The 25,784-nt window shown below is 72.3% G+C and carries 21 protein-coding genes and 1 pseudogene; 15 read left to right on the top strand and 7 right to left on the bottom strand.

Going from position 1 to position 25,784, the window contains the following annotated elements; translation table 11 throughout:
* Positions 1–86 precede the first annotated feature (86 nt).
* Complete coding sequence (locus IE142_RS15775; RefSeq protein ID WP_191886355.1) at positions 87–1,478, top strand: tannase/feruloyl esterase family alpha/beta hydrolase; 1,392 nt, start codon at positions 87–89, stop codon at positions 1,476–1,478.
* 4 nt (positions 1,479–1,482) lie between these two features.
* Here IE142_RS15775 and IE142_RS15770 read toward each other — a convergent pair whose 3' ends face one another.
* On the bottom strand, positions 1,483–1,665 hold the full coding sequence (locus tag IE142_RS15770; RefSeq protein ID WP_043375640.1) for a tail-anchor membrane protein: 183 nt from the start codon (positions 1,663–1,665) through the stop codon (positions 1,483–1,485).
* A 271-nt stretch (positions 1,666–1,936) separates the two neighbouring features.
* On the opposite strand from IE142_RS15770, the gene IE142_RS15765 reads away from it, so the two are divergent.
* The gene (locus IE142_RS15765; protein ID WP_191886482.1) at positions 1,937–4,855 is read left to right on the top strand and encodes an SCO1167/SCO6262 family helicase; all 2,919 of its coding nucleotides are present in this window, start codon (positions 1,937–1,939) and stop codon (positions 4,853–4,855) included.
* Positions 4,852–6,120: an SWF or SNF family helicase gene (locus tag IE142_RS15760; RefSeq protein ID WP_191886354.1), complete on the top strand. Its 1,269-nt coding sequence runs from the start codon at positions 4,852–4,854 to the stop codon at positions 6,118–6,120. Before IE142_RS15765 ends, IE142_RS15760 begins: the two co-directional genes overlap by 4 nt.
* A gap of 169 nt (positions 6,121–6,289) precedes the next feature.
* Here the strand turns inward: IE142_RS15760 and xylA are convergent, their stop codons facing one another.
* Positions 6,290–7,453, bottom strand: coding sequence for a xylose isomerase (xylA, locus tag IE142_RS15755; RefSeq protein WP_191886353.1), 1,164 nt, complete (start codon positions 7,451–7,453; stop codon positions 6,290–6,292).
* A 251-nt stretch (positions 7,454–7,704) separates the two neighbouring features.
* On the opposite strand from xylA, the gene xylB reads away from it, so the two are divergent.
* The 6 genes and pseudogenes from xylB to IE142_RS36650 form a co-directional block, all read left to right on the top strand.
* Positions 7,705–9,150 carry a xylulokinase gene (gene xylB, locus IE142_RS15750; protein ID WP_191886352.1) on the top strand — a complete coding sequence of 482 codons (1,446 nt, stop codon included), beginning with the start codon at positions 7,705–7,707 and terminating at the stop codon, positions 9,148–9,150.
* A gap of 271 nt (positions 9,151–9,421) precedes the next feature.
* Positions 9,422–10,636 (top strand): ROK family transcriptional regulator, encoded by a 1,215-nt coding sequence (locus tag IE142_RS15745; RefSeq protein WP_191886351.1) that lies wholly within the window; start codon positions 9,422–9,424, stop codon positions 10,634–10,636.
* Between the two features lie 314 nt (positions 10,637–10,950).
* The gene (locus IE142_RS15740) at positions 10,951–11,634 is read left to right on the top strand and encodes an N-acetylmuramoyl-L-alanine amidase (RefSeq protein ID WP_191886350.1); all 684 of its coding nucleotides are present in this window, start codon (positions 10,951–10,953) and stop codon (positions 11,632–11,634) included.
* Between the two features lie 117 nt (positions 11,635–11,751).
* The gene (locus tag IE142_RS15735; protein ID WP_191886349.1) at positions 11,752–13,011 is read left to right on the top strand and encodes a GAF domain-containing protein; all 1,260 of its coding nucleotides are present in this window, start codon (positions 11,752–11,754) and stop codon (positions 13,009–13,011) included.
* A gap of 133 nt (positions 13,012–13,144) precedes the next feature.
* Positions 13,145–14,668: an acetaldehyde dehydrogenase ExaC gene (gene exaC, locus IE142_RS15730; protein WP_191886348.1), complete on the top strand. Its 1,524-nt coding sequence runs from the start codon at positions 13,145–13,147 to the stop codon at positions 14,666–14,668.
* 331 nt (positions 14,669–14,999) lie between these two features.
* Positions 15,000–15,263, top strand: a pseudogene (locus IE142_RS36650) (SDR family oxidoreductase); the annotation flags it as partial.
* 624 nt (positions 15,264–15,887) lie between these two features.
* Here the strand turns inward: IE142_RS36650 and IE142_RS15720 are convergent.
* Positions 15,888–16,370 carry an SgcJ/EcaC family oxidoreductase gene (locus IE142_RS15720; protein WP_191886347.1) on the bottom strand — a complete coding sequence of 161 codons (483 nt, stop codon included), beginning with the start codon at positions 16,368–16,370 and terminating at the stop codon, positions 15,888–15,890.
* A gap of 34 nt (positions 16,371–16,404) precedes the next feature.
* Entirely contained in the window at positions 16,405–17,163 is a 759-nt protein-coding gene (locus IE142_RS15715; protein WP_191886346.1) for a YqjF family protein, read from the bottom strand.
* 103 nt (positions 17,164–17,266) lie between these two features.
* Between IE142_RS15715 and IE142_RS15710 the strand changes: the two genes are divergently transcribed.
* From IE142_RS15710 to IE142_RS15690, 5 genes are all read left to right on the top strand, one after another.
* Positions 17,267–18,352: a DNA polymerase III subunit beta family protein gene (locus IE142_RS15710; RefSeq protein ID WP_191886345.1), complete on the top strand. Its 1,086-nt coding sequence runs from the start codon at positions 17,267–17,269 to the stop codon at positions 18,350–18,352.
* A gap of 162 nt (positions 18,353–18,514) precedes the next feature.
* Positions 18,515–19,540: a LacI family DNA-binding transcriptional regulator gene (locus IE142_RS15705; RefSeq protein ID WP_191886344.1), complete on the top strand. Its 1,026-nt coding sequence runs from the start codon at positions 18,515–18,517 to the stop codon at positions 19,538–19,540.
* Positions 19,541–19,776: 236 nt separating this feature from the next.
* Positions 19,777–20,913 (top strand): glycoside hydrolase family 12 protein, encoded by a 1,137-nt coding sequence (locus tag IE142_RS15700; protein WP_191886343.1) that lies wholly within the window; start codon positions 19,777–19,779, stop codon positions 20,911–20,913.
* Positions 20,914–21,075: 162 nt separating this feature from the next.
* The gene (locus tag IE142_RS15695) at positions 21,076–22,167 is read left to right on the top strand and encodes a lytic polysaccharide monooxygenase (protein WP_191886342.1); all 1,092 of its coding nucleotides are present in this window, start codon (positions 21,076–21,078) and stop codon (positions 22,165–22,167) included.
* Positions 22,168–22,299: 132 nt separating this feature from the next.
* Positions 22,300–22,689 carry a luciferase domain-containing protein gene (locus IE142_RS15690; RefSeq protein WP_191886341.1) on the top strand — a complete coding sequence of 130 codons (390 nt, stop codon included), beginning with the start codon at positions 22,300–22,302 and terminating at the stop codon, positions 22,687–22,689.
* Positions 22,690–22,793: 104 nt separating this feature from the next.
* Here IE142_RS15690 and IE142_RS15685 read toward each other — a convergent pair whose 3' ends face one another.
* Both IE142_RS15685 and IE142_RS15680 read right to left on the bottom strand, forming a co-directional pair.
* Positions 22,794–24,386 carry an MFS transporter gene (locus IE142_RS15685; RefSeq protein ID WP_191886340.1) on the bottom strand — a complete coding sequence of 531 codons (1,593 nt, stop codon included), beginning with the start codon at positions 24,384–24,386 and terminating at the stop codon, positions 22,794–22,796.
* A 116-nt stretch (positions 24,387–24,502) separates the two neighbouring features.
* The gene (locus tag IE142_RS15680) at positions 24,503–24,976 is read right to left on the bottom strand and encodes a MarR family winged helix-turn-helix transcriptional regulator (RefSeq protein WP_191886339.1); all 474 of its coding nucleotides are present in this window, start codon (positions 24,974–24,976) and stop codon (positions 24,503–24,505) included.
* Between the two features lie 133 nt (positions 24,977–25,109).
* On the opposite strand from IE142_RS15680, the gene IE142_RS15675 reads away from it, so the two are divergent.
* Positions 25,110–25,478 (top strand): DUF779 domain-containing protein, encoded by a 369-nt coding sequence (locus tag IE142_RS15675; RefSeq protein WP_043377270.1) that lies wholly within the window; start codon positions 25,110–25,112, stop codon positions 25,476–25,478.
* Positions 25,479–25,513: 35 nt separating this feature from the next.
* On the opposite strand, the gene IE142_RS15670 is transcribed toward IE142_RS15675, so the two are convergent.
* Positions 25,514–25,708, bottom strand: a complete 195-nt coding sequence (locus IE142_RS15670; RefSeq protein WP_043375603.1) for a hypothetical protein — start codon at positions 25,706–25,708, stop codon at positions 25,514–25,516.
* Positions 25,709–25,784 lie beyond the last annotated feature (76 nt).

Genomic DNA, 25,784 nt, shown 5'->3' with positions numbered 1-25,784 from the left:
TGGCCCCAACCCATGGAAGAGGCCGGAGTCGGCCCGCACGATGGGGCAGCCCTCAGCTCCACTTTCCCGTCGCGCCAGGAGGCCCCATGCGTCTGCTCCGTGGTGTTCCGTTCCTCGCCGCCGTTCTCACGGCGGTCTCGCTGACCGGGCCGGCACCCGCCGCCGCGGCGGCCGACGGCAGCGAGCAGTGCTCCCGCCAGGAGCGCGTGCGGGTGCCGGGAGCGGCCATGCAGCGCACCGCCTGCCTGGACGATCTGACGACCGCCGGACTGGCGGGCACCCCGTACACCGACATGGCCGACCAGGCCGGGTTGACGGCCGCCGGTACGAGAACGCCGTCCGGGGTCCCCGGCATCCAGGTCGACGGGTACTTCCCGGACTCCTCCCGCTTCAACACCACGCACGGCTGGCGCCACGACGCGCAGTTCGTGATCCGGCTGCCGGACGACTGGAACGGCGGTCTCGTGGTGACGGGGGCGCCGGGCACGCGCAAGCAGTACGCCACGGACAAGGCGATCTCCGACCGGGTACTGGCCCAGGGGTACGCGTACGCCGCGACCGACAAGGGCAACAGCGGAACGGATTTCTACCGGGACGGCGGCCGGCCCGGGGACGCCGTCGCGGAGTGGAACGCGCGGACCACCCAGCTCACCCGCGCCGTCCGGCGGGTGGCCGCCCAGCGCTCCGGGCACGCGCCGCGTCGCACCTACATCGCCGGTATCTCCAACGGCGGCTACCTCACCCGATGGCAGCTGGAGAACCACCCGGAACTGTACGACGGCGGCGTGGACTGGGAAGGCGCGCTGTGGACCACGAACGGCCCCAGCCTGCTCACCTCCCTGCCGGCGACGGTCGCCCGGGCGTTCGGCGCGGCACGGGACGAGGACCTGTACGCGGCCGGCTTCGCGCGCGGCTCCGAGTTCTTGTGGCCGTACCACGAGAAGGCCTACTGGGGTCTGACGCAGAAGATCTACCGGGCGGAGTACGACCCGGAATACGATCCCCGCTGCCCTGGCCCCACTGCCGGGTCCACGCCGGAGGAGGTCATGGCGCCGTGCCCCTCCGACGCGGCGTACGACTACGCGGAACGTCCCGCCTCCGTCCACCGGGCGGTGGCCCGGGTGGCGCTGACCGGACGCATCGGCAAGCCGCTGATCACTCTGCACGGCGACATGGACGCGCTGCTGCCCAAGGCCGCCGACTCGGACGTGTACGCACGCATGATCGACGCGAAGGGGCGGGGCGAACTGCACCGCTACTACACGATCACGGGCGGTACCCATGCAGACGGGCTGTACGACACGTATCCCGACCGGCTGCGGCCGATCCTGCCGTGCTTCCGTTCGGCGTTCGACGCGCTGACCGCCTGGGTGGAGCAGCGCACCGAACCGCCCGCGGACCACACGGTCGACAGGCCCGCGGACGGTGACGTGGTCAACTCCTGCGCGCTGACGGGAACCGCGACGGCGCGGCGTTAGCGCCTCAGCGGCCGATCTCCTTGCGCGTGACGCGGCGCAGCCTGCGCCGCTGCGAGGGGTCCAGGGTGAGGTACGCGGCGGCCGGGACTCCCAGAACTATCAGCAGGGCGGCCCACCAGGGCAGCCAGATCAACAGGATCAGCCCGGCCGCCACGCCCCCTGCTGCGACCTTGGCGTTCTTCGACATGGTGTCGCCTCCTTCGCGGCCACTGCCGCTCTCTGTCCTGAGAACGGGCCCGCGCTTCCGGCGGTTCCGTACCGCGACCCTGAGAGTCCCTGAGACCGAACCCTGACGCGTCCCCGAGAACCCGTGGCCCTGAGAACCGCCGCCCGACCCACTGCCCGGTCCCGGCCCCGCCTCCCGTGAATCCATCGGCGGCCCCGGCCCCAGGTAGCACCCTCTCATCTGAATAGTGACCCAAGACACAGGGCGACCGCACCTCACCCGCCAGAAGGTGATGTACAGTCGCCAGTCGCGTCCACAACTAGTCAAATTTGAGGAATACGTCATCGCTGCGCAGACCGCTCCCCTGGCAACTCCCTCCGAGATCTCCGAACTCGCCCGCTGCTGTGCCGTTTTCCTGCCCGCTGATCCCGCCCGCGCCGGCAGGGTCGCCTTCTGGCGACCCGACGGCGGGACCCCCCTCGCCCTCTCGTCGGGCTCGATGGAGGACCTGACGGTCGCGCTGCCCGACGGCGACGGAACGGGACCGGCGAGTGTGCCCGCCCTGCTGCTGCCGGTGCGGGTGGCCCTGCCCGTCCTCACGCGCGCGCGTTCCCACGACGACGGGCACCGGGCGACCGTGTTCTGGGGTGCGGCGGCTCTCGAGGCCCTGCATCTCGTGGCGCGCGGGCTGCTGCTGCCCTGTCTGTCGGCGACCGACCACGACGCCTGGCGTGCGGGGCCGCTGGGGGTGGAGGAGACGGAGCGAGTGCGCCACCTGGCCGCCGCCATGCCGCCCGAGGCGCACGCCGTTCCGGTCGACGGCGTCGATCCCCTGCGGCTGCCCGACCCGGAACGGCTGGTCCGCGACTTCTTGGACTCGGTCGCCGACACGCTGCCCCGCTCCCCCGCCGCCGAGTGGGTGACGGCCGGGCCCGCGTACGCCTCGCGGCAACCGCAGCGGGCGCCCGGGCTCCGCGCGTGGACCGCCGATGTCGCCGCCGGCCACGACATGGGAGTCCGGCTGTCCCTGCGTATCGAGGTGCGGGGTCTCACAGCCGCGGCGTTACCGGACACCCGACCGGCGTTCCGAGCCGTGCTCCAGGTGCACAGCGTGAGCGATCCCGCGCTCGTGGCGGACGCTTCCGAGGTGTGGGCGGGCGCCGTGGGCGACGCGTTCGGCACCGGCGCGCGAATGGACGCCCTGCTCGCGCTGCGCCGTGCGGCCCGGGTCTGGCCCGCGCTGACGCCGCTGCTGTCGGCCGCCGTACCGGACGCTGTCGAACTCGCCGACGAAGAGATCACCGAGCTCCTTGGAGCCGGCTCCCGGGCACTCGCCGGCGCGGGAGTCGACGTGCACTGGCCGCGGGAGCTGGCCCGTGACCTGACCACCCGGGCAGAGGTGGGACCGCCCGACGGCGAGACGACGCCGCGCACAGCCTCGTCAGAGGCCGGCCCCTCGTTCCTGTCCGCCGACGCGCTGCTCGCCTTCAACTGGTCGCTCACCCTGGGCGACGAACGGCTCACGCACGAAGAACTGGATCTGCTCGCCGAGGCCAACCGGCCCGTGGTGCGCCTGCGCGACCAGTGGGTGCTCGTCGACCCCGAGGAGGCCCAGCGCGCCCGCACGCGGCAGGACCGGAAGGTCACACCCGTCGACGCACTCGCCGCCGCCCTGACGGGCTCGACGGAAGTGGACGGCAGCCGCGTCGAGGTACGCGCCACGGGATGGCTGGCGGCGCTGCGGGAACGGCTCACCGACCCCGAGGCGCAGGATGCCGTCGCGCAACCCGCCGGCCTCGACGCCACCCTGCGCGACTACCAGCGCCGGGGACTCAACTGGCTGGTGCACATGACGTCACTGGGCCTGGGCTGCTGCCTCGCCGACGACATGGGCCTCGGCAAGACCATCACACTGATCGCCCTGCACCTGCACCGGCAGACCGACGGGGCGACCGCCGGGCCCACCCTGGTGGTCTGCCCGACCTCCCTGATGGGCAACTGGCAGCGCGAGATCGAACGGTTCGCGCCCGGAACGCCGGTACGCCGCTTCCACGGTACGAGGCGGGACCTGGACGGTCTCACCGCCGGCGACTTCGTGCTCACCACCTACGGCACCATGCGCCTGGACACCGACCGGCTTTCCGCCGTGCCCTGGGGGCTGGTCGTGGCGGACGAGGCCCAGCACGTGAAGAACCCGTACTCGGAAACCGCGCGGCAGTTGCGTTCCATCGGCACACGCGCGCGCGTGGCGCTCACCGGCACCCCGGTGGAGAACAACCTCTCGGAACTGTGGGCAGTCCTCGACTGGGCCACCCCGGGCCTCCTGGGCCGGCTCGGCACCTTTCGCAGGCACTACGCACAGGCCGTCGAGGGCGGTCAGGACCCGGCGGCGGCAGAGCGGCTGGCGCGCCTCGTACGGCCGTTCCTGTTGCGTCGCCGCAAGTCGGACCCGGGGATCGCTCCGGAACTGCCGCCGAAGACCGAGACCGACCATCCGGTGTCGTTGACCGCGGAACAGGCCGGCCTCTACGAAGCGGTCGTGCGCGAGGCGCTGGCGGAGATCGCCGGGGCGGACAGCATGGCGCGCCGCGGCATGATCGTGAAACTCCTGACCGGCCTCAAGCAGATCTGCAACCATCCGGCGCAGTTCCTCAAGGAGGAACGGCCAAGGATCACCGGCCGTTCGGGGAAGCTGGAGCTGCTGGACGAATTGTTCGGGACGATCCTCGCCGAGGGGGCGAGTGTGCTGGTCTTCACGCAGTACGTGCAGATGGCCCGGCTCCTCGAACAGCATCTGGCCGCCCGTGGCGTGGCCTCGCTGTTCCTGCACGGCGGTACGTCCGTCACAGCCCGGGAGACGATGGTGCGGCGGTTCCAGGACGGCGAGGTCCCGGTCTTCCTGCTGTCGTTGAAGGCGGCGGGCACCGGACTGAACCTCACGCGCGCGGAGCACGTCGTGCACTACGACCGCTGGTGGAACCCGGCCGTGGAGGCGCAGGCCACCGACCGCGCCTACCGCATCGGCCAGACCCGCCCGGTGCAGGTGCACCGTCTGGTCGCCGAGGGGACCGTCGAGGACCGCATCGCGGCCCTGCTGCACCGCAAGCGGGAACTGGCCGACGCGGTCCTGGGCACGGGCGAGGCGGCGCTCACGGAGCTGACGGACGCGGAACTGGCCGACCTGGTCGAGCTGCGAGGGGGTACGGGATGACCCGGCACGACGACGACACGGAACGGACGTTCGCCGCGCTGCCGCCTACGCACGGCCGGGATTTCGCGCGGACCTGGTGGGGACGTGCCTGGTTGAGGGCGCTGGAGGACGCGGCGCTGGACGCCTCGCAGGTGAAGACGGGCCGTCGGCTCGCGCGCGCGGGAGCGGTCGGCGCGGTGTCGGTGCGACCGGGGCGCATCACCGCGGTCGTCCAGGACCGGGACCGTACGGCGCACCGGGCCGACGTCCTGCTGGAGAGGCTGTCCGACGCCCAGTGGGACCGATTCGTCGACCTGGCGATCGAGCGGTCCGGGCATGTCGCGGCGCTGCTGGACCGCGACATGCCGCCGCACCTCGTGGAGGACACCGCGACCGCCGGTATCGACCTGCTGCCGGGCTTGGGCGACCTGGAGCCGAAATGCGACTGCGGCGCCTGGGACCATTGCGGGCACACGGCCGCGCTCTGCTACCAGGTCGCCAGGTTGCTGGACCAGGACCCGTTCGTGCTGCTGCTGATGCGGGGACGCGCGGAGAGCGCCGTACTCGACGCCCTCCGGTCGCACGGCGGCACCACCGGGGAGGAGGACGCCCGCCGTCCGGACGGCGTGGACGCCGCCGAGGCGTACGCGGCAGGGCACGTACTGCCCCCGCTGCCCGCTCTGCCCGGTCTCCGGGAGGGGCCGGGGGCACCGCCGTCCCTGGACACCGAGACGGCGGTTCCGCCGGACGTCGCCCCGGCCGCCCTGGGCTTCCTGGCGGCCCGGGCCGCGGCGGAGGCGCACCGTCTGCTCGCCGAGGCCCTGCGCAGTGGGCACGGTCGGCAGGCCGTGCGCAGTGACCCGGACGCCGCCCGGGACGCCGTGCGCCTGGCCGCGGGCGATCCGGACCCGGACGTGAGGCGCCGGCTCGGCGACGGTTCGAGGCGTACCGAGGAGTCCATGGCCGTCGCCGTGTCCGCGTGGCGGCTCGGGGGCGAGGCCGCCCTGTCCGTGCTCGAGGAGGAGTGGGCGGTGGAGGGCGACGCGCTCGCACGCGCGCGTGCGGCTCTCGAATCGGCCTGGGACGAGGAGGAGCGGCCGTCGTTGCGGGCACGGGGCAACCACTGGACCGTCGTCGGCGCACCGCACCAGCTCCGCCTGGACCACGAGGGCCGCTGGTGGCCGTACCGCCGGGAGCGCGGTCGTTGGGTGCCCGCGGGAGGTGCTGCCCATGACCCGGCGACGGCCCTGGCGTCGGCGGCGCTGGCGGCCGGGGAGGAGCCCTGAAGACGCGGGTCGCGGCGCCGGTGAGGTGGATGCCGGGACCGGGGGAACGGACTCACGGCCGCCGCACGGCGCCAGAAGTGCCGACGGCTCCGTCCCCGTCCGTCGACCGGAGGGGCCGGAGCCGTCACCCAGAGAGCGGACCGCTCAGTTGGGCGCCTGAGCAGTTGTCTCAGCGGGCGCCGAGGAGGTGGTCCATGGCGAGCTGGTCCAGGTGCTCGAAGGCCATGCCGCGCGCGGCGGCCGCGTCCACGTCGAAGGAGTCGTAGGCGGTCGGGTCCGCGAGCAGGGCCGCGAGGCCGTCCTCGGCGGTCGGACGAGCCAGCTCGTCCAGCCGGGCCGCCGCGAGGGCCTCCTGCACCTGCGGGTCGGCGCGGAAGGCGGCTGCGCGGTCCCTGAGGATCAGGTAGTTGCGCATGCAGCCGGCCGCCGACGCCCACACCCCGTCGAGGTCCTCGGTCCGCGGCGGCTTGAAGTCGAAGTGCCGCGGACCGTCGTACCCGGCCCTCTCCAGCAGGTCGACGAGCCAGAACGCGGCCCGCAGGTCGCCCGCGCCGAAGCGCAGGTCCTGGTCGTACTTGATGCCCGACTGACCATTGAGGTCGATGTGGAACAACTTGCCCGCCCACAGCGCCTGTGCGATCCCGTGCGGGAAGTTCAGTCCGGCCATCTGCTCGTGGCCGACCTCGGGGTTCACGCCGTACAGCTCCGGCCGCTCCAGCCGCTCGATGAACGCCAGCGCGTGCCCCACCGTCGGCAGCAGGATGTCGCCGCGCGGCTCGTTCGGCTTGGGCTCGATCGCGAACTTCAGGTCGTAACCCTGCTCGGTGACGTACTCGCCCAGCAGGTCGAAGGCCTCCTTCATCCGGTCCAGCGCGTCCCGCACGTCCTTGGCCGCACCGGACTCCGCGCCCTCGCGGCCGCCCCAGGCGACGTACACGCTCGCGCCCAGCTCCACCGCGAGATCGATGTTGCGGATCGTCTTGCGCAGCGCGTACCGGCGCACGTCCCGGTCGTTCGCGGTGAACGCGCCGTCCTTGAACACCGGGTGCGTGAACAGGTTCGTGGTCGCCATCGGCACCTTCATGCCGGTCGCGTCCAGCGCCTGCCGGAAGCGCTTGATGTGCCCCTCGCGCTCGGTGTCGTCCGATCCGAAGGGGATCAGGTCGTCGTCGTGGAAGGTGACCCCGTACGCGCCCAGTTCGGCCAGGCGGCGCACCGACTCCCCCGGGTCCAGCGCCCGCCGGGTGGCATCGCCGAAGGGATCCCGGCCCTGCCAGCCGACCGTCCACAAACCGAACGTGAACCTGTCCTCGGGAGTGGGCTGGTAGTTCATTCCGCGGCTCCTCACTCGCTGCCGATCACTCGCTGCCGACTATTTCGTCATGGCGCTTTACAAATTAGTATGCACACACGTTCCTGGGAAGGGACAAGGTGTCCCCGAAGGAGTGACGTCCGGACCGCACCGGCCGGTGAACCGCGAAACCCCAGGTCGGCCGGTGCCCGTTCGGGCGGGTCCGGGAAGTCCCGGCAGTCCAGTTGTCCAGTCAGATCCCCGCAGAGAGCCGCGGAAGAGGGAGAAGCCCGATGTCAGCAGCCGAGGGTCCGCTCGTCGTCGGCGTGGACACGTCCACCCAGTCCACGAAGGCGCTGGTCGTCGACGTGGCCACCGGCCAGGTCGTCGCGAGCGGCCAGGCGCCCCACACGGTGTCCTCAGGAGCCGGCCGTGAGAGCGACCCACGCCAGTGGTGGGACGCGCTGCGCGAGGCGCTGCATCAGTGCGGGGACGCCGCGCGGGAGGCCGCCGCGGTGTCGATCGGCGGTCAGCAGCACGGCCTCGTCACGCTCGATGCTCATGGCCAGCCGGTACGTCCGGCCCTCTTGTGGAACGACGTGCGCTCGGCCCCCCAGGCCCGCCGTCTGATCGAGGAGCTGGGCGGCCCCAAGAGCTGGGCGGAGCGCACGGGCAGCGTGCCCGGTGTCTCGTTCACGGTCACCAAGTGGGCCTGGCTGACCGAGCACGAACCGGAGGCGGCCCGCGCGGCGAAGGCCGTACGGCTCCCCCACGACTACCTCACCGAACGGCTCACCGGCGAGGGGACCACGGACCGCGGTGACGCGTCCGGCACCGGTTGGTGGGCGGCCGGCACGGAGGCCTACGACGAGGAGATCCTCGCGCGCGTGGGGCTCGATCCGACGTTGCTGCCCCGTTTGGTCCGGCCCGGCGAGGTGGCCGGGACTGTGCGCGACGGCCAGGGCCTGCCGTTTTCCAAGGGCACCCTCGTCGCCGCAGGCACCGGCGACAACGCTGCCGCCGCCCTGGGCCTCGGGCTGCGTCCGGGCGTGCCGGTGATGAGCCTGGGCACCTCGGGCACCGTCTACGCCGTGTCGCAGCACAGGCCCGCCGACCCGACGGGCACCGTGGCCGGATTCGCCGACGCGCGCGGAGACTGGCTGCCACTGGCCTGCACCCTCAACTGCACGCTCGCCGTCGACCGCGTCGCGGCCCTCCTGGGCCTGGACCGGGAGGCCGTCGAGCCCGGAACGGATGTCACGCTCCTCCCCTACCTGGACGGCGAGCGCACACCGAACCTGCCGCACTCCTCCGGCCTCCTGCACGGGTTGCGCCACGACACGACGGCCGGCCAGCTGCTCCAGGCCGCCTACGACGGTGCCGTCCACTCGCTGCTCGGTGCGCTCGAACTGGTCCTGGACGCCGACGCCGACCCGACCGCGCCGCTGCTGCTGATCGGCGGCGGTGCGCGCGGGACCGCCTGGCAGCAGACCGTACGGCGGCTGTCGGGGCGACCGGTGCAGATTCCCGAGGCCAGGGAACTAGTCGCGCTCGGCGCCGCCGCACAGGCGGCAGGCCTGCTGACCGACGAGGACGCGGCGGCGGTCGCCCGCCGTTGGAAGACGTCCGCCGGGCCGGTGCTGGACGCCGTGGAACGGGACGAGGCGACGCTGACCAGGATCTCCGGGGTACTCTCCGACGCGGCACCCCTGCTGGAACGGAGCGCGGGCTCCAGCTGAGGACGTACCGGGCGATCCCGCCGACAGACGCCGTCGGGCGCCGTTCCTGCCCGGATGTCGCCGGGAGGCTCGGCGGCCGGCGACCGTCGGAGGGCATCCCCGAGCAGGGTGCCGCCGACATCGCCCATGGTCGGCGTCCGAGGACGTGCGCGCGGGGGCGCCTTCGGGCACCGACGGCCGGCCGGAGACCACCGCGCTCCTCGCCGGCCCGGCGTCGGCGGGCGTGTGACCGAACCGGCAACCGAGAGACCGACCAAGGACTGACGGAAGCATGACCGCACCGCCGCACGAAGCCCACGGCCACCCGGCGCGTCCCGGGCGCGCACTGCCGGACACCCAGCAGGGCATGCGCCGGCGCAACCTCGCCCGGGTGATGCACACCGTCAGCGCGGAGGGCCCGCTGTCGCGGGCCGCCGTGGCCTCCCGGATCGGGCTCACCCGTGCGGCTGTGTCGACCCTCGTGGACGAACTCATCCGCACCGGCCTGCTGGAGGAACTGGGCCCCGAGCGCCCCGGCCGGGTCGGGCGGCCCGGGTCGGCGCTCGCCATCAGCGGGAAGGGTCCGGCCGGCATCGGGGCGGAGGTCGGCGTGGACCACCTCGCCGTCTGCGCGGTGGACCTGCGTGGCCGGCTGCGGTCGCGTGTGGTGCGCCACGGCAGCAATCGGGGCCGCTCACCGGAACCGGTGATCGGACAGCTCAACGACCTGGTGCGGCAGGTCTTGTCCGAGGCCGAGGCCGAGGGACTGTGGCCGGCCGGGCTCGCGATGGCCGTGCCCGGTCTCGTCGCCCGGGACGCCCGCACCGTCGTACACGCCCCGAACCTGGACTGGCACGACACGGACCTGGGCAGGCTGCTGCCGGAGCACCTGCCGCTGACCGTGGACAACGAGGCCAACTTCGGCGCGCTCGCCGAACTCTGGCTGGGTGACGGCACCCCGCGGGACTTCCTGCACGTCTCGGCCGAGATCGGCATCGGTGCCGCCGTCGTCGTCGACGGGCGGCTGCTGCGCGGCACCCGCGGCTTCGCCGGCGAGCTGGGGCACGTGCCCGTCCGGCCCGACGGACCGGCGTGCGCCTGCGGCGGACGGGGGTGTCTGGAGCAGTACGCCGGTGAGAAGGCGGTCCTGCGCGCGGCCGGCCTGGAGCCGGGCGAGGATCGTGTGGGAATGCTAGCGGGACGTGCGGCGGAGGGGGACGAGGCCGTACGTCGTGCCCTGCGCGAGGCGGGCACGGCACTCGGCATCGCGCTGACCGGCGCGGTCAACCTGCTGGATCCCGAGAGCGTGGTGCTGGGCGGAGCCCTGGCCGGGCTCGCCCCCTGGCTGCTGCCGTCGCTGCGGGACGAACTGACCCGTCGCACGGCCGGCCCGGCCTGCCCGGTCTCCGTGTCGGAGCTCGGCTCGCGGGGGCCGCTGCTGGGTGCCGCCCACTCGGTGGTGCGAGCCGTCCTGGACGATCCGGCGGTGGTGGCGGAGCGGGCCTGAGCCCGAGCGGGGAAGCACTCCCGCCCCCTGATCGGGGAGCACCCTCGCCCCCTGCCCGGCAACACCCCGCTCCCCTGGATCCCACCCTCTCGTCACTCGATCGAGTGAGCACGATGTCCACAAGGCCGTGGCTGTCCACGGAACGGCGCGGCGTCCTTCTGCGCAACCTCCGCTGCCCGTACGGTGATTTGCGCGGACGCACCCGGCGCGGCGGGCGGCGGACGTCCGCACCGACCTCCTCTCCGTCCCAGCGGACGTCGCGCGTTGAACACCCCCCACCGGGCCCCAGGGCCCCACTGACGAAAGGGCAGTCCATGGAAAGGGAAAGGACAGCACCCGTAACGACCAGGCGGCGGCTGCTTCAAGGCGCCGCACTCGCCGCCGTACCGTTCGCCCTGCTCTCCGGCACCGGCGTCGCCGCCCAGACCCGCACCGGTGCACGGCCGGGCACCGGCGCCGGCGCGGGGTCCGGATCCGGGCCACGGCCACGGCCCGCCGCGGGGCCCCGTGCCGTCGACTACCCCACCGTCGAATGGCAGCCGGCGAGCACCTCCAACTACACACGGTCGAGCCGCCCCACGTCCTACCCCGTCGACTACGTCGTCGTCCACGTCACGCAGGAAACGTACGCCGACACCCTCTCCATCTTCCGCGACCCGGCCAAGCAGGTCTCGGCGCACTACGTCGTCCGGTCGTCGGACGGGCACGTGGCCCAGTGCGTCCGCGAGACGGACATCGCCTGGCACGCGGGGAACTGGGACTACAACACCCGCAGCATCGGCATCGAGCACGAGGGGTGGGTGGACCGACCCGAGTACTTCACGGACGCCATGTACCGACAGTCGGCCCAACTCACCGCGGCGATCTGCACCACGTACGGCATCCCCAAGGACCGCGAGCACATCATCGCGCATCACGAGGTACCGGGCAGCGACCACACGGACCCGGGTCCGCTGTGGGACTGGACCCGCTACATCAGACTGGTCAACTTCGCCTGATCCACGGCCGACGCGCCGGAAGGCCACATTCGGGTGATCCGACCGGTCGAAGAGGTTGTCCGCGCGAATCCGCGGAGTGACGATGGCCCCGTCTTAACACCGTCCGGGGAGGCCGAGTTGACTGATTCGTGGCTGGCTCTGGAACCGGGAGCCGACCCCGTCGAGCGCGCGCGGACACTGCGGCAGGCGCACGAGGCCTTCACCGAGGCGGGTACGGTGCCGCAGCCCGTGCGCCCCGTGGTGGCTGAGTCCTGGCGACGCTCGGTCCGGGCGGGTGTCGGCCCGGACGCCACGGCGAGCGTGGAACTCGTGGACGACGACCTGGGCGCCTACCGGGCCGAGCACCCGCTGGCGCGGGTGATGCCCCTGATCCGGGAGCTCCTCGGCACCTTCGCCGCCGACGGCGAGCACTTGCTCGCGGTCTGCGACGCGCACGGCAGACTGCTGTGGGTCGAGGGGCACCCGGCCACCCGGCGCCGCGCGGACCGGATGAACTTCGTGCCGGGCGCCCGGTGGGCGGAGTCCGCGGTGGGGACGAACGCCCCGGGCACGGCGGTGGCCGTCGGCCGACCGGTCCAGGTCTTCACGGCCGAGCACTTCATCCGGCGGGTGCAGCCGTGGACGTGCGCGGCGGCTCCGGTGCACGATCCCCGCACCGGACGGGTACTCGGCGCGGTGGACATCACCGGCGGGGACGGCCTGGCGCATCCGCACAGTCTGGGCTTCGTCCAGGCGGTCGCGCGTGCCGCCGAGTCTCAACTGGCGCTGCTCGCCCCCCGGTCGTCCGCCGCCGAGGCGGCCGAGCTGACCGCGTTGGGCCGTGACGAGGCCCTGCTGAGCGCGGACGGTCGCGGAGTACGGCTGAGCCGGCGGCACAGCGAGATCGTCCTGCTGCTGGCCCACCACCCGGAAGGCCTGACGGGTGACGAGCTGCTGTGCGCGCTGTACGAGGACGAGGCGGTACCCCCGGTGACACTGCGCGCCGAACTGGCGCGGCTGCGCGGCATCCTGGGCCCCGGTCGACTGGTGTCGCGACCCTACCGGCTGACGATGCCCGTCGAGTCCGACGCCGCGGTGGTGGAGCGGCGTCTGCGGGCCGGTGCCGTCGCGGCGGCCGCGACGGCGTACGCCGGTCCGCTGCTGCCCGGCTCCCGGGCCCCGGCGGTCGCACGGATCAGGCGCCGGCTCGCCGACGGGCTGCGTGCCGCCCTCATCGCCTGCGGCGATCCCGACCTGCTGGCCGACTGGGCACACGCGCCGTGGGGCGAGGACGACCTCGACGTCTGGCGTGCCCTGGCCGCGGTCAGGCCGACGGCTGCGGCCCGGTCCCGGCTCGCCGCGCTGGAGTCCGAACTGGCGGCGCCGGGAGGGTGGTGACTGCCCGGCGGCACGCGGCGGTCCGGAACGGAGCGGCCACCGCCCACGCAACCTCTGCGCAACGTCCCGGTGCCTAGCCTCGCGCGCAGAGCTGTCCAACGGCGGGCAGCACTCGACGAGGGAGGCAGACAGGATGACCCGTTACGCGGCGCCCGGCACCGAGGGCGCGATCGTCTCCTACCAGTCGCGTTACGACCACTTCATCGGCGGCGAGTACGTGCCGCCGATGCGCGGGCAGTACTTCGAGAACCCGTCACCGGTGAACGGTCAGCCGTTCACGGAGGTCGCGCGCGGTACGGCGGAGGACGTGGAGCGGGCGCTCGACGCGGCGCACGAGGCAGCCCCGGGCTGGGCCCGGACCTCGGTGACGGAGCGCTCCGACATCCTGCTGAAGATCGCCGACCGCATGGAGGCGAACCTGGAACGCCTGGCGGTCGCCGAGAGCTGGGAGAACGGGAAGCCGGTACGCGAGACGCTGGCGGCCGACATCCCGCTCGCCATCGACCACTTCCGCTACTTCGCGGGCGCGATCCGTGCGCAGGAGGGCTCGCTCGGTGAGGTCGACGACGACACCGTGGCGTACCACTTCCACGAGCCGCGGGGTGTAGTCGCACAGATCATTCCGTGGAACTTCCCGATCCTGATGGCGACCTGGAAGCTCGCTCCCGCGCTGGCCGCCGGCAACGCGGTGGTCCTGAAGCCCGCCGAGCAGACCCCGGCCTCCATCCACTACTGGCTGAGCCTGGTCGCGGACCTGCTGCCGCCCGGCGTCCTGAACGTCGTCAACGGCTTCGGCGTGGAGGCGGGCAAACCGCTGGCCTCCAGTCCGCGGGTGGCGAAGGTGGCGTTCACCGGGGAGACCACCACCGGGCGGCTGATCATGCAGTACGCCTCCGAGAACATCAAGCCGGTCACGCTGGAGCTCGGCGGCAAGTCACCCAACATCTTCTTCGACGACGTATGGGCCCGGGACGACGACTTCCGGGACAAGGCGCTGGAGGGCTTCACGATGTTCGCCCTCAACCAGGGCGAGGTGTGCACCTGCCCGTCCCGGGCGCTGATCCAGCGCGGCAACTACGCCGACTTCATGGAGGCCGCCGTCGCCCGCACCGAGCTGATCAAGCCGGGGCACCCCCTGGACACCGACACCATGATCGGCGCGCAGGCGTCCAACGATCAGCTGGAGAAGATCCTTTCCTACCTCGACATCGGCCGGCAGGAAGGCGCCAAGGTACTCACCGGCGGCGAACGCATCGAGCACGAGGGAGAACTGAAGGGCGGCTACTACGTCCAGCCGACGGTCTTCGAGGGCGACAACCGCATGCGGATCTTCCAGGAGGAGATCTTCGGCCCGGTCGTGTCGGTCACGTCCTTCGACGACTTCGACGACGCGATGAAGATCGCCAACGACACCCTGTACGGTCTCGGCGCCGGGGTGTGGACCCGCGACATGAACACCGCATACCGCGCGGGCCGCGCGATCCAGGCCGGCCGCGTCTGGACCAACTGCTACCACGCCTACCCGGCGCATGCCGCCTTCGGCGGCTACAAGCAGTCGGGGATCGGCCGGGAGAACCACAAGATGATGCTGGAGCACTACCAGCAGACGAAGAACCTCCTGGTGTCGTACTCGCCGAAGAAGCTGGGCTTCTTCTAGGAACCCGGACATGGGCGCCTGACCCAGGCAAGTTGCCCGGCAGGCGCCCTTGTCGACTGGCCCTGCGGACCGCGAAGCGAGATTCGACCTCACTCCTTTTTCGTCCCACCGGCCTCCCACCCCTGACCGGTTGTTCCTGGGCTTGCCCGGGCCGAGCGTGGACCAACGCGCGTCAGCAGCGTCCTCACGCTCGTCCCACCGCGGCGCGGAGTCTTCGACGAGTCGGTACGCACGATGACACGCCGCCCAGCCAGAAGGAGATACCTGCGTGTCGCGGGTCGTACGGCCGCTGCGCGAGTTCGAGGGCGAGCTCGTCCAGCGTCAGCGCCGCGAACTGGGCCCGCGCGGCATCCGCGTCAACACCCTCCACCCCGACTGCATCGAGACCGACATGACCGCCTCCGCCGCGTCGGCCTTCCGCGAGGACGACATCAGGGAGACTCCGCTCGGCCGTACCGGAGTCGTCGGCGAGGTGGCGCCCCTGTTCGTGTTCCCGCTGTCCCACGACGCGTCGTTCATCAGCGGCGCGGAGATTCCGGTGGACGGCGGCATGACCGCGCACGGCGGCGTCAAGTCCGTCTCCGACGCCCTGCGCGAGGGGGCGAGGTGCAGCGGCTGGAACAGGCGCCGCCGCCGAGTACGGATCGGTCGCCGGCAGGGGTGGACTCCGTACCGGTCCCGCCTCAGCCCTGCTCCGGCTCCCGTCCGCGTCGAGCCGGCGAGGAGTCGCCCGAGCCGGGAAGTCGGGGATCCCCGGACACGCGGCCTTCTTCGTCGCCCTCACTGTCCCGTACGGCCCGTGGCATGCGGGACCGAGGGTGAGGCAGCCTGGGGGCGGCCCACAGCCCGGCGGATCCGAGCACGATGAGGCAGACTCCGAAAAACCGCCTCGGTGTCTCCACTCCGGAGCACGCCTCTTCCCCGTCGTCGGGCCTCCAGTCCTCGTTCCCGCCCGCCGTGAAGGCGGTTCCGCAGTCGAGTCTGACCATGGACACTAGGCCGTCCCGGCCGCCGGTGCCGCCGTCTTCGAAGAGGCCACCCGGCAGGATCACGGCCTGGTCGATGGTGTCCCAGGAGTACAGGACGCTCATGTCGTACGGGGCGCCTTCGTCGTCCACGAAGTACGCGACCGTGCGGGGAATCAGGAGCAGCCATCCAGCCCCCAGGAACGCTGCGACCGACACGAGCCGCGTCCGGAACTTCGGCCTTCGGGCGAGGTTCATGGCCGGGACCGTAGGGGACTGGGCTCGGGACCGGTCCCGGCGCACCGGCATGACGCCGACGCCCTGTCGCAGGCCGTCCGCACCGGGGTGTTCCAACAGGCGTGCAGCAGCCAGCGTCCGTCGTCCCGCCTGGTCATGACGTACAACGGCGCGCCCTCCGAGTCGCCCTCGGCCGAGTGGTGGACCCGCCGGACCTTCACGGCCGCCACGTCGGGACGCGGGAACTGCACGTGGTCGGCCTCGTAGGTGACGTCGCCGTCCCACTCCGCGCCGGGCAGCACGGCGCGGGCGAAGTCGGCGATCGTGCCGAAGCCGAGGAGGAGCTTGTCATGGGCGGTACTCCACAGGGCGTCCGGGTGGAAGAGGGTGAGGGACCCTTCGGCGTCCTTGGCGCGCTGGGGGCGCTCGACGGTGGCCACGACCTCATGTATTGCCTCGATGTCCGCCGTGGTGGTGCTGTCCGCGGTGTCCGTGTTCATGAGGGTCAGCGTGGTACCTCGAGTCGGGTTGAGCTCAAGGGCCGAGCGGTGAGAGGGCCGCCGGCCGTGCGGGCCGGCCTAGGCGGACCCGGACGCCCGGCGAGTAGAGGACGCTGACGGGGGCGTCGGTGGGGGCGGGGACGCCGGCGGCCGCCACGAGGTTCTCGTCGCAGGTGATGAGTTCGGCGCGGTACAGGGGCCAGCGGGGATGGTGGTTGGGCAGGTACGCCGCCCCGCCGAAGAACGCGTTGTGCATGCCCCAGCGGGCGGTGAGGAAGTACTCGAGCGCGGTCGGTTCGGGGACGCGTTCACCGGTGCGTACGGCGATCCGACTGTACGCACCGCGCGGACCGGGCCAGCGGCGGGAACTGGTGTAGGTCACGATGTCACCGGCGGAGCGGACGCTCATCCGGGACCACAGGTAGGGCAGCCGGAACACGAAGCGGCCCATCACCACCGGTACCAGCCGTGAGGCGTCCATCGACCGGAAGGCCACACCGCGCCGGCCGTGGGCGTCCACCGAGTACAGGCGCACGTTGGTCTCCGGGAACGAACCGAAGTACGGCAGCCCGGGCAGCCGGAACCAGCCGACCCGGTGCATCCGGAAGGCGACGAGCCCGACGTACGTCAGCCCGTCGTACGTATCGGGAACGATGCCGCGCGGCATGAGACCCGCCACGGCGGCGGGCTCGACGGCCCAGTGGACAAAGGCCAGGTCGAGCCATTCCTGGGTGAGGAGCGGTGCCCTCATGGCCGCGGGGGCGTCGGGAGTCACGGGGGTGGGCTTCTGCACGGCGCAAGAATGGCAGACGGCCGGGACGGTCGTGGGCCCGGCGGCGGCCGGGATTGACCCTCGACCTGGTCAAGGGCTCAGAGTCGTGGACGTGGAGAGCGAGATGCGCAGCATTGGGGAGATGGCTCGCGACAGCGGACTGGGCGCGAGCGCCCTGCGGTTCTACGACCGTGCGGGTGTGCTGGTGCCCGCCTGGGTGGATCCGGTGAGCGGCTACCGCTGGTACGCGCCGGAACAGCTGGACGAGGCCCGGCTGCTGGCGCGGCTGCGACGGGCCGGCATGCCGTTGGCGGACATCCGGCTGGTGCTGGCCGGCTGGTCCGGTACGGACACCGACCTGGTACACGGGCTCCTCCAGGCGCACCTTCGCCGCCTCGAACGCGGGCTGACCGATGCCCGCGGCGAGTTCTCCGCGCTCCGGACACTGCTCGACCAGAGGGAGAACCCCATGACCACCGCACCGCGCACCACCACCGCCCGGCTGTCCGTCCCCGCGCCCGAACTGGCCGCCGCGCTGGACGCGGTCCGTTACGCGGCGAGCGCCGACCCCGCTCTGCCGATGCTCGGCGGTGTCCTGTTCGACCTGGAGGGCGACACGCTCCACCTCGTGGCCACCGACCGGTACCGGATGGCCGTCGCGCGGATCGGCACCGCCGGTCACGGCGGGCCGCGCGTGCAGGTGACCGTGCCCGTCCCGCTCGCCGAGGCGATGCGCGCGCTGCTGGGCGGGGACGAGCCCGTCGGTCTCACCGTGGAGGGCGACCGGGTGGCGCTGGAGGCCGGGGACCGTCAGGCCGCCGGGCAGTGCCTCGCCCATGACTTCCCGGACTACCGCAGGCTCGTCCACCTGCCGTCCGGTCGGCAGGCCGTCGTCGAAGCGGCCGCCTTCCGTGAGGCGTTGGAGACCGGCCCCGTCCGCTCGGGCACGGCGCGCGAGCCGGGTGACGCGTCCCGTGACGTCAGTGTGCTCAGGGTGACGGACGACGGCACGGTCGCCGTGTGCGGGGACGGGGGTGACGACGGGAGCGGCGTCGCCGTCGACCGGGGGTTCCTGCTGGACGCGATCACCGCCGCGGACCGGGACCGGCTGGTGCTGGAGTTCGGTGCCCCCACGGCGCCCGTGGCGATCCGCCGGACGGACGACGGGACGACGTTCGCGCTGCTCATGCCGGTCCGGCTGGACGACTGACGGCCGGGCGACCGCCGCGGTCCGCCGGTTCTCCACGGGCGGTCCGCGGCGCTCACGGCGTTGTCACCGGGCCGCCCGGAGTTCCCGGCACCCTCCCCGATCGGTCGGCCCGGCCGGCAAAGTGACCGTAGTATCGGACGATCTCGTCGGGGGGAGGCGCGCATGGGCAGGCGGAGTCCCGGTACGCCCACGTTGGAGGAGGTGGCCGCCCTCGCCGGTGTCGGCCGGGGCACCGTCTCGAGGGTCATCAACAACGCCGCAGGCGTACGGGATTCGACCCGCCGCGCCGTGCAGCGAGCCATCGCCGAACTGGGGTACGTCCCGAACCTGGCGGCCCGTTCGTTGGCCGGGCACCGCGCGGACGCCGTCGCACTGGTCATGACGGAGCCGGACTGGCGGCTGTTCGGGGAACCGTTCTTCACCGAGATCGTGCATGCCGTCGGTGACGCCCTCACCGACACTCCGGTGCAGTTGCTGCTCACCCTGGTCCGCACGGACGCCGAACGGCAGCGCTTCGTGGAGTACGCGCGAGGCGGCCGGGTCGACGGCGTACTGCTGATGTCCGTGCACGCCGAGGACCCGCTGCCGGACATGCTCGCCAAGGCGGGACTGCCGACCGTCATGCTGGGCCGGCGCTCCGGCGACGAGAGCGTCACCTATGTCGACGCGGACAACGCCGGCGGCGCGCGGGGCGCGGTCACGCACCTGCTGAACGGCGGCCGGGGCACGATCGCGGCGATCACCGGACCGCTCGACATGTACGTCGCCCAGTGCCGGCTGCGCGGGTACCGGGAGGCCCTGGAGCAGGCGGGCAGGGCGGTCAGGGACTCGCTGGTCGTCGAGGGCGACGACTTCACGGAGGAGAGCGGTCGCCGGGCGATGACCGAGCTGATCGCCCGGCACCCCGGTATCGACGCGGTCTTCGCCGCCTCGGACACCCTGGCCGCGGGGGCGCTGAGCGCGCTGCGCGCGACGGGCAGGCGGGTGCCGCAGGACGTGGCGGTGATCGGGTTCGACGACTTCCATCCCGCCCGTCCCGCGGAGCCGCCCCTGACGACGGTCCGGCAGCCGCTGGGGGAGATCGGCCGGACCATGGTGCGGCTCCTGCTCGAGGAGATGGAGGACTCGCCCGTAGCCTGGCGGCACGTCATCCTCCGTACGGAGCTGGTCCTCCGCGAGTCCGCCTGACCCGGCCGCTCGGAGGGGCTCTCGGGAGCGCTCCCGGCGGCTGATCCCGGCCGCACCGCTCTCACCTGGCACTTCGAACTCTCTTCGACGACGCTCGCGCGCACAGTCTTGTCAGGAACATGAACCGCTTCTACAGTCCCCTGCAACCGGTAAGTGGGAGCGCTCCCAGCAGTGGGGAGTCGGGAGCGCTCCCGCACCGGCCCCTCCTTCCCCCGCACCCTTCCGGAGAGGCCCCCATGCGACCGTTACGGCCCCAAGTCCGCACCCTGCGCGGCATTTCGGGAGCGCTGCTCGCCACCCTGGCGGTGATGGCGTCGCTCGTGACCGCGGCGGCGCCGGCCCAGGCGGACACCACCGTCTGCGAGCCGTTCGGGACGACGACGATCCAGGGACGGTACGTCGTCCAGAACAACCGCTGGGGCACCAGCGCGACCCAGTGCGTCACCGCCACCGACACCGGTTTCCGGGTCAGCCAGGCGGACGGCTCGGTGCCGACCGACGGGGCGCCCAAGTCGTACCCGTCGGTCTTCAACGGCTGCCACTACACGACCTGTTCGCCGGGCACGGACCTCCCCGCCCGGCTCGACACCGTCTCCGAGGCGCCCTCGAGCATCTCGTACGGCTTCGTCGGCGACGCCGTCTACAACGCCTCGTACGACATCTGGCTCGACCCGACCCCCCGGACGGACGGGGTGAACCGGACCGAGATCATGATCTGGTTCAACAGGGTGGGCCCGATCCAGCCCATCGGCTCCCAGACCGGCACGGCCTCCGTGGGCGGGCGGAGCTGGGAGGTGTGGACGGGCAGCAACGGTGCCAACGACGTACTGTCCTTCGTGGCCCCGTCGGCGATCACCGACTGGAACTTCGACGTCATGGACTTCGTCCGGGCGACCGTCGCGCGCGGACTCGCGGAGAACGACTGGTACCTCACGAGCGTTCAGGCCGGGTTCGAGCCGTGGCAGAACGGCACCGGGCTCACCGTGAACAGCTTCTCCTCCACCGTCGAGACCGGCGGCACTCCGGGCGGCCCCGATCCCGGTCCCGGTGACCCGGTGGCGTGCGAGGTGACGTACGGCACGAACGTCTGGCAGGGCGGGTTCACCGCGGACGTCACGGTCGGCAACACCGGAACGGCCGCCGTCGACGACTGGCGGCTCGCCTTCACCCTCCCCTCCGGCCAGCGGATCACCAACGCCTGGAACGCCACCGTCACCCCGTCCGCCGGCACCGTCACGGCGACCGGCATGGGGCACAACGCCCGGATCGCGCCCGGCGGCAGCGCGACGTTCGGCTTCCAGGGCACGTACGGCGGCACGTTCACCGAACCGGACGGCTTCAGCCTGAACGGCACCCCCTGCGCCACGGCGTAGCGGCCCGCCCCCCTGCTCCCCCGCCCGCCCGGCCGACACGCCTTCCCCGGACGGGCGGGGGCTCCAACACCCCCCGAATTTGTCATGCCCTGATCACCAGGGCGATTCGTCGACGACAGAAAGACGAAGTACCCCGGATCACCCGGAACAACAGGAGACCCCATGGCTCGACGCAGCAGATCCCTCACTCTCGCGGCGGTACTGGCCACCTTGCTCAGCGCGCTCGGCGTGACCTTCCTGCTCGGACAGGGACGGGCCGAGGCGCACGGGGTGGCGATGATGCCCGGCTCCCGGACCTACCTCTGCCAGCTGGACGCCAAGACCGGCACCGGCGCCCTGGATCCGACCAACCCGGCCTGTCAGGCGGCGCTCGACCAGAGCGGGGCGACGGCGCTGTACAACTGGTTCGCCGTGCTCGACTCCAACGCCGGCGGGCGCGGCGCCGGTTACGTGCCGGACGGCACCCTGTGCAGCGCCGGCGACCGTTCCCCGTACGACTTCTCCGCCTACAACGCCGCTCGCGGCGACTGGCCCCGCACGCATCTGACGTCCGGCTCGACGATCAAGGTGCAGTACAGCAACTGGGCCGCCCACCCCGGTGACTTCCGGGTCTACCTCACCAAGCCGGGCTGGTCGCCCACGTCCGAGCTGGGCTGGGACGACCTGGAGCTGATCGACACGGTGACCGACCCGCCCCAGCAGGGGTCGCCCGGCACCGACGGCGGCCACTACTACTGGGACCTGGCGCTGCCCTCGGGCCGCTCGGGTGACGCGCTGATCTTCATGCAGTGGGTGCGCTCGGACAGCCAGGAGAACTTCTTCTCCTGCTCCGACGTCGTCTTCGACGGCGGCAACGGTGAGGTGACCGGCATCCGCGGCTCGGAGGGCGCGCCCGGACCGACGCCCACCCCGACGGACCCGACGACCCCGCCGCCCACCCACTCCGGCGACTGCATGGCCGTGTACAACGTGGAGAACTCCTGGAACAGCGGCTTCCAGGGCTCCGTCGAGGTGATGAACCACGGCACGGAGCCGCTGAACGGCTGGGCCGTGCGGTGGCGGCCCGGCGACGGGACCACGCTCGGCGGGGTGTGGAACGGTTCGCTGTCCAAAGGCACCGACGGTACGGTCACGGTGCGCAACGTGGACCACAACCGCGTGATCCCACCGGACGGCAGCGTGACCTTCGGCTTCACCGCCACGTCCGCGGGCAACGACTTCCCCGTGGGAACGATCGGCTGCGTGACGCCGTAGTACGGCCCGGGGAGGCGCCGCGCCCGCTCGCGGGGCGCCTCCCCCGGCCGTCGCCGCGCCTCCGACCTCACGTGCCGGTTACAAATCGCTCAACCTCTGGTTGCGGCGCGGTGATCGGGCGACGATGGGGGCATGACTTTGGCCCAGCGCGCCCTCGAGCGGCTGCAAACCTGGCCCGACCTCACCACGGGTCCGGCCAGTTGCGGAACCGGACGGGCCGTGCGCTCCGTCCGCGACGAGATCGTCCACTTCCACTCGGACCGGGACGTCGACCTCCATCTGACCCACCGGGCCATCCAGCGTTTCCAGTACGACCTCAGTGGTTCCAGCGCCATCCGCCTGGTCCCCGGCTCCCGTTGGGTGACGGTGCACCTGGACTGCGACGCGGACGTCGACCTGCTGCTGAGCCTGGTGAGCATCGCGCTGAAGGCGCATCAGTCCCGGCCTCCGGCGGATCCGACCTCGGAGTGCAACTTCCACCGCGTGACGGTGCTTCCCCGCGCCACGGCCGGGGAGGTCTGACAGACCCCGACGGCGGTGCCCGCGTCGACGGCCCCGGCCCGCGCGTCGCCGACATGCGCGCCGCCGCCGTCGCCGCGCCACAGCGGACTCCGCCGTGCACCCTCTCAGTGGTCCGCGGACCGTTCCGCCCTGCGCCGGATGCCGGCCGCGGCGAGGACCGCACCGAGCACACAGAGGACACCGGTGACGACCACCGCCAGGTGGACGCCGTTCATGAAGGCCTGCCCACTGCCCTCCACCACGGCGGCCCGCAGGCCGGCCGGCATGTCGCCGGAAACGGGCGCGACGCCCATCGCCACGGCGTCCTCGGCCTCCCGCATGCCGTGGGCCACGGCCGGCGGCACGCCGGCGCCGGTCAGCTCGCCGGTGAGCGTGGCGCCGACCTTGCCGCTGATCAGGGAGACCAGCACGGACGTACCGAGCGCGCCGCCGATCTGCAGGGTCGTGGCCTGCAGGCCGCCGGCGACCCCGCCGTCCCGGACGGGGGCGTTGCCGACGATGGCGTCGGAGGACGCGGACATCACCATGCCGACGCCGAGTCCGAGCGCGACGAACGGCGGCCACATGGTGGCGTAGGAGGAGTCGGTCTGCCAGGTCAGCATTCCGAAGCAGGAGGCCGCTTGGAGGAGCATGCCCAGCGGCATGGTCAGGCGGGGCCCGAAGCGCTGGGTCAGGGCGGCACCGAGCGGCGAGGCGACCAGCGAGGCGAGGCTGAGCGGGAGCGTCCGCACACCCGCCTCGACCGGCGTGAAGCCGCGCACGTTCTGCAGGTAGAGCATGACGAAGAAGATCACGCCGAGCATGACGAAGAAGTTCAGCGCGGTGATGATCGCGCCGACGGTCAGCGCGCGGCTGCGGAACAGGCGCATCGGCAGCAGGGGGTGCGCCACGCGGGTCTCGTACCAGCCGAAGACGAACAGGAGCACGAGGCCGGCCGCGACGCAGCCGAGGGTGCCGGCGGAGGCCCAGCCCCAGGTCTCGCCCTTGACCACGCCGAAGACCACGGCCAGCAGGCCGAGGGCGAGCAGGACCAGGCCGGGGATGTCGAAGCGTTCCCGCCCGGTGGCGCTGCGGCTCTCCGGCAGGACGAGGATGCCGAAGACGATGGCGATGACGCCGATGGGGGCGTTGATGTAGAAGACCGTCTCCCAGTTGACGTGCTCCACGAGGAGACCGCCGACGATGGGGCCGAGGGCCGTCGCTACGGCGGAGACCATGGCCCAGATGCCCACGGCCATGCCGAACTTCTTCGGCGGGAACACGGAGCGGAGCAGGCCGAGGGTGTTGGGCATCAGCAGTCCGCCGAAGACGCCCTGGAGGGCGCGGAAGGCGACGACGCCCTCGATCGAACCGGACAGGCCGATGGCCGTCGACGCGAGGGTGAAGCCGGCGACGCCCACCAGGTAGTAGGTGCGGCGGCCGAACCGGTCGCCGAGTTTGCCGCCCAGGATGAGGGTGGCGGCGAGTGCGAGCAGGTAGGCGTTGGTCACCCACTGCAGCTCGGCGGTCGACGCGTGCAGGTCGCTGCCGATCTCGGGGTTGGCGATGGCGACGACGGAACCGTCGAGCTGGACCATGAACAGTCCGAAGGCGACGGCGAGGAGGGTCAGCCAGGGGTTGGACCGCAGTCGGCCGGAGGCGGGTGGGGCGGTCTCGGCCGCGGGCGTGGTGGGGCGATCCACGGATGTGGACGACATGGATGAGCCTTCTCTTCCAGGTTCGAGGGGTGGGGGCGGCTCCCGGGAGCACGGCGGGCCGGCCGCGGGCACGACGGTGTGCCCGCGGCCGGCGGGAATGCCTGGGCCCCGCCCGGTCAGCGGGCGGCGGGGTGGAGGTGCCGCGTCAGCGCGTCGAGGGCGTCCAGGGCGGAGCCGAGCGCGCCCTGCTGGCCTTCGGTGAGGGACGTCAGTGCGTTGCGGATGAACGCGGTCTCCAGTTCCCGTACCTCGGACAGCCGCTGACGGGCCGTGGCCGTGAGGTGGAGGTGGGCGACCCGCTTGTCGGCGCTGTCCCGCCGGCGCTCCAGGTCGCCCTGCTCGGTGAGCTGGGTGACCAGGGCGCTGACGTTGTTCGGCTTCATCAGCAGGGCCTCGGCGGCCTCGCGCACCGTGGCGCCCTCGCGCTGGGCGACGAACCGCAGCAGGGCGATCTGCCCCTCCGGGGGCTTGGGGTGCGGGTACCGCGCGGTGACCTGTCGGTCCAGTGCCCGGTGCAGCGCGGGAAGGCATGCCGCGAGGCCGGAGGCCACACGGTCGATGTCCCGGCGGGGCGTGCTGGAGTCGGTCACCCGGACACAATAGATATGGACAGATAGGTATGTCAAAGGAGGTAATGTAGCGTGGACCACGGCCGTTCGCCGGTGCGCCGCCCAGTGGCGCGCGCAACCCTTCCGCAACCTCCTCCGTGCTGGCATGGGCGGCATGTGCGACACATACGAGGAGACCCCCCGCGTCGAGCTCACCCCCGAGGCGGCCGCGCTGCTGCGGCGGCTCCGTGAGGCGCACGGCCCGCTGATGTTCCACCAGTCCGGCGGGTGCTGCGACGGCAGCGCCCCCATGTGCTATCCGGCCGGCGAGTTCCGCACCGGCGCCGCGGACGTCCTGCTCGCCGAGCTGGCCGTCGAGGACGTCGAGGAGCCCGTGCCCTTCTGGATGTCGCGCAGCCAGTACGAGGTGTGGAGCCACACCAGGCTGATCGTGGACGTCGTGCCGGGCCGGGGCAGCGGCTTCTCGCTGGAGGCGCCCGAGGGGGTGCGCTTCCTGATCCGCTCGCGCGTCGTCGGCGCGTAGCGGGCCCCGAGCTCACCCGGCCGCCGGCGCGCAGGTCACGGCCTGAGGCTGCCCACGATGTCCGCCGTCGCGGTCAGACCGCTGCTGATGGTCGGTGCGACGCTGGTGCCGGCCAGGTAGAAGCCGAGCAGCAGGCACACCAGGGCGTGCGAGATCTTCAGCCCGCCGTTGCGCAGGAAGATCACCGCCAGGACGGACAGCAACAGCACCACAGAGATGGAAACGGCCATCGTCAACCTCCTCCGCCACGTCCACTTCGCGGCGTTCGGCCGCAAGTGTGGCGTAGCGGAGGGTTCGTCCGGGCGG

The organism is Streptomyces mutabilis, from assembly GCF_014649815.1.
In the GTDB taxonomy this organism is placed as follows: domain Bacteria; phylum Actinomycetota; class Actinomycetes; order Streptomycetales; family Streptomycetaceae; genus Streptomyces; species Streptomyces mutabilis.
Note: the sequence above shows the minus strand (reverse complement) of the source record. Positions and strands in the feature narration are given on the sequence as shown.

Coding starts and splice junctions, on each gene's coding strand:
- IE142_RS15720 (WP_191886347.1), bottom strand. CDS start 16,370: ATGAACACGGACACCGCGGACAGCACCACCACGGCGGACATCGAGGCA.
- IE142_RS15775 (WP_191886355.1), top strand. CDS start 87: ATGCGTCTGCTCCGTGGTGTTCCGTTCCTCGCCGCCGTTCTCACGGCG.
- IE142_RS15710 (WP_191886345.1), top strand. CDS start 17,267: ATGCGCAGCATTGGGGAGATGGCTCGCGACAGCGGACTGGGCGCGAGC.
- IE142_RS15705 (WP_191886344.1), top strand. CDS start 18,515: ATGGGCAGGCGGAGTCCCGGTACGCCCACGTTGGAGGAGGTGGCCGCC.
- xylA (WP_191886353.1), bottom strand. CDS start 7,453: ATGAACTACCAGCCCACTCCCGAGGACAGGTTCACGTTCGGTTTGTGG.
- IE142_RS15670 (WP_043375603.1), bottom strand. CDS start 25,708: ATGGCCGTTTCCATCTCTGTGGTGCTGTTGCTGTCCGTCCTGGCGGTG.
- IE142_RS15770 (WP_043375640.1), bottom strand. CDS start 1,665: ATGTCGAAGAACGCCAAGGTCGCAGCAGGGGGCGTGGCGGCCGGGCTG.
- IE142_RS15740 (WP_191886350.1), top strand. CDS start 10,951: ATGGAAAGGGAAAGGACAGCACCCGTAACGACCAGGCGGCGGCTGCTT.
- IE142_RS15695 (WP_191886342.1), top strand. CDS start 21,076: ATGGCTCGACGCAGCAGATCCCTCACTCTCGCGGCGGTACTGGCCACC.
- xylB (WP_191886352.1), top strand. CDS start 7,705: ATGTCAGCAGCCGAGGGTCCGCTCGTCGTCGGCGTGGACACGTCCACC.
- exaC (WP_191886348.1), top strand. CDS start 13,145: ATGACCCGTTACGCGGCGCCCGGCACCGAGGGCGCGATCGTCTCCTAC.
- IE142_RS15685 (WP_191886340.1), bottom strand. CDS start 24,386: ATGTCGTCCACATCCGTGGATCGCCCCACCACGCCCGCGGCCGAGACC.
- IE142_RS15675 (WP_043377270.1), top strand. CDS start 25,110: ATGTGCGACACATACGAGGAGACCCCCCGCGTCGAGCTCACCCCCGAG.
- IE142_RS15765 (WP_191886482.1), top strand. CDS start 1,937: ATGTACAGTCGCCAGTCGCGTCCACAACTAGTCAAATTTGAGGAATAC.
- IE142_RS15760 (WP_191886354.1), top strand. CDS start 4,852: ATGACCCGGCACGACGACGACACGGAACGGACGTTCGCCGCGCTGCCG.
- IE142_RS15690 (WP_191886341.1), top strand. CDS start 22,300: ATGACTTTGGCCCAGCGCGCCCTCGAGCGGCTGCAAACCTGGCCCGAC.
- IE142_RS15745 (WP_191886351.1), top strand. CDS start 9,422: ATGACCGCACCGCCGCACGAAGCCCACGGCCACCCGGCGCGTCCCGGG.
- IE142_RS15700 (WP_191886343.1), top strand. CDS start 19,777: ATGCGACCGTTACGGCCCCAAGTCCGCACCCTGCGCGGCATTTCGGGA.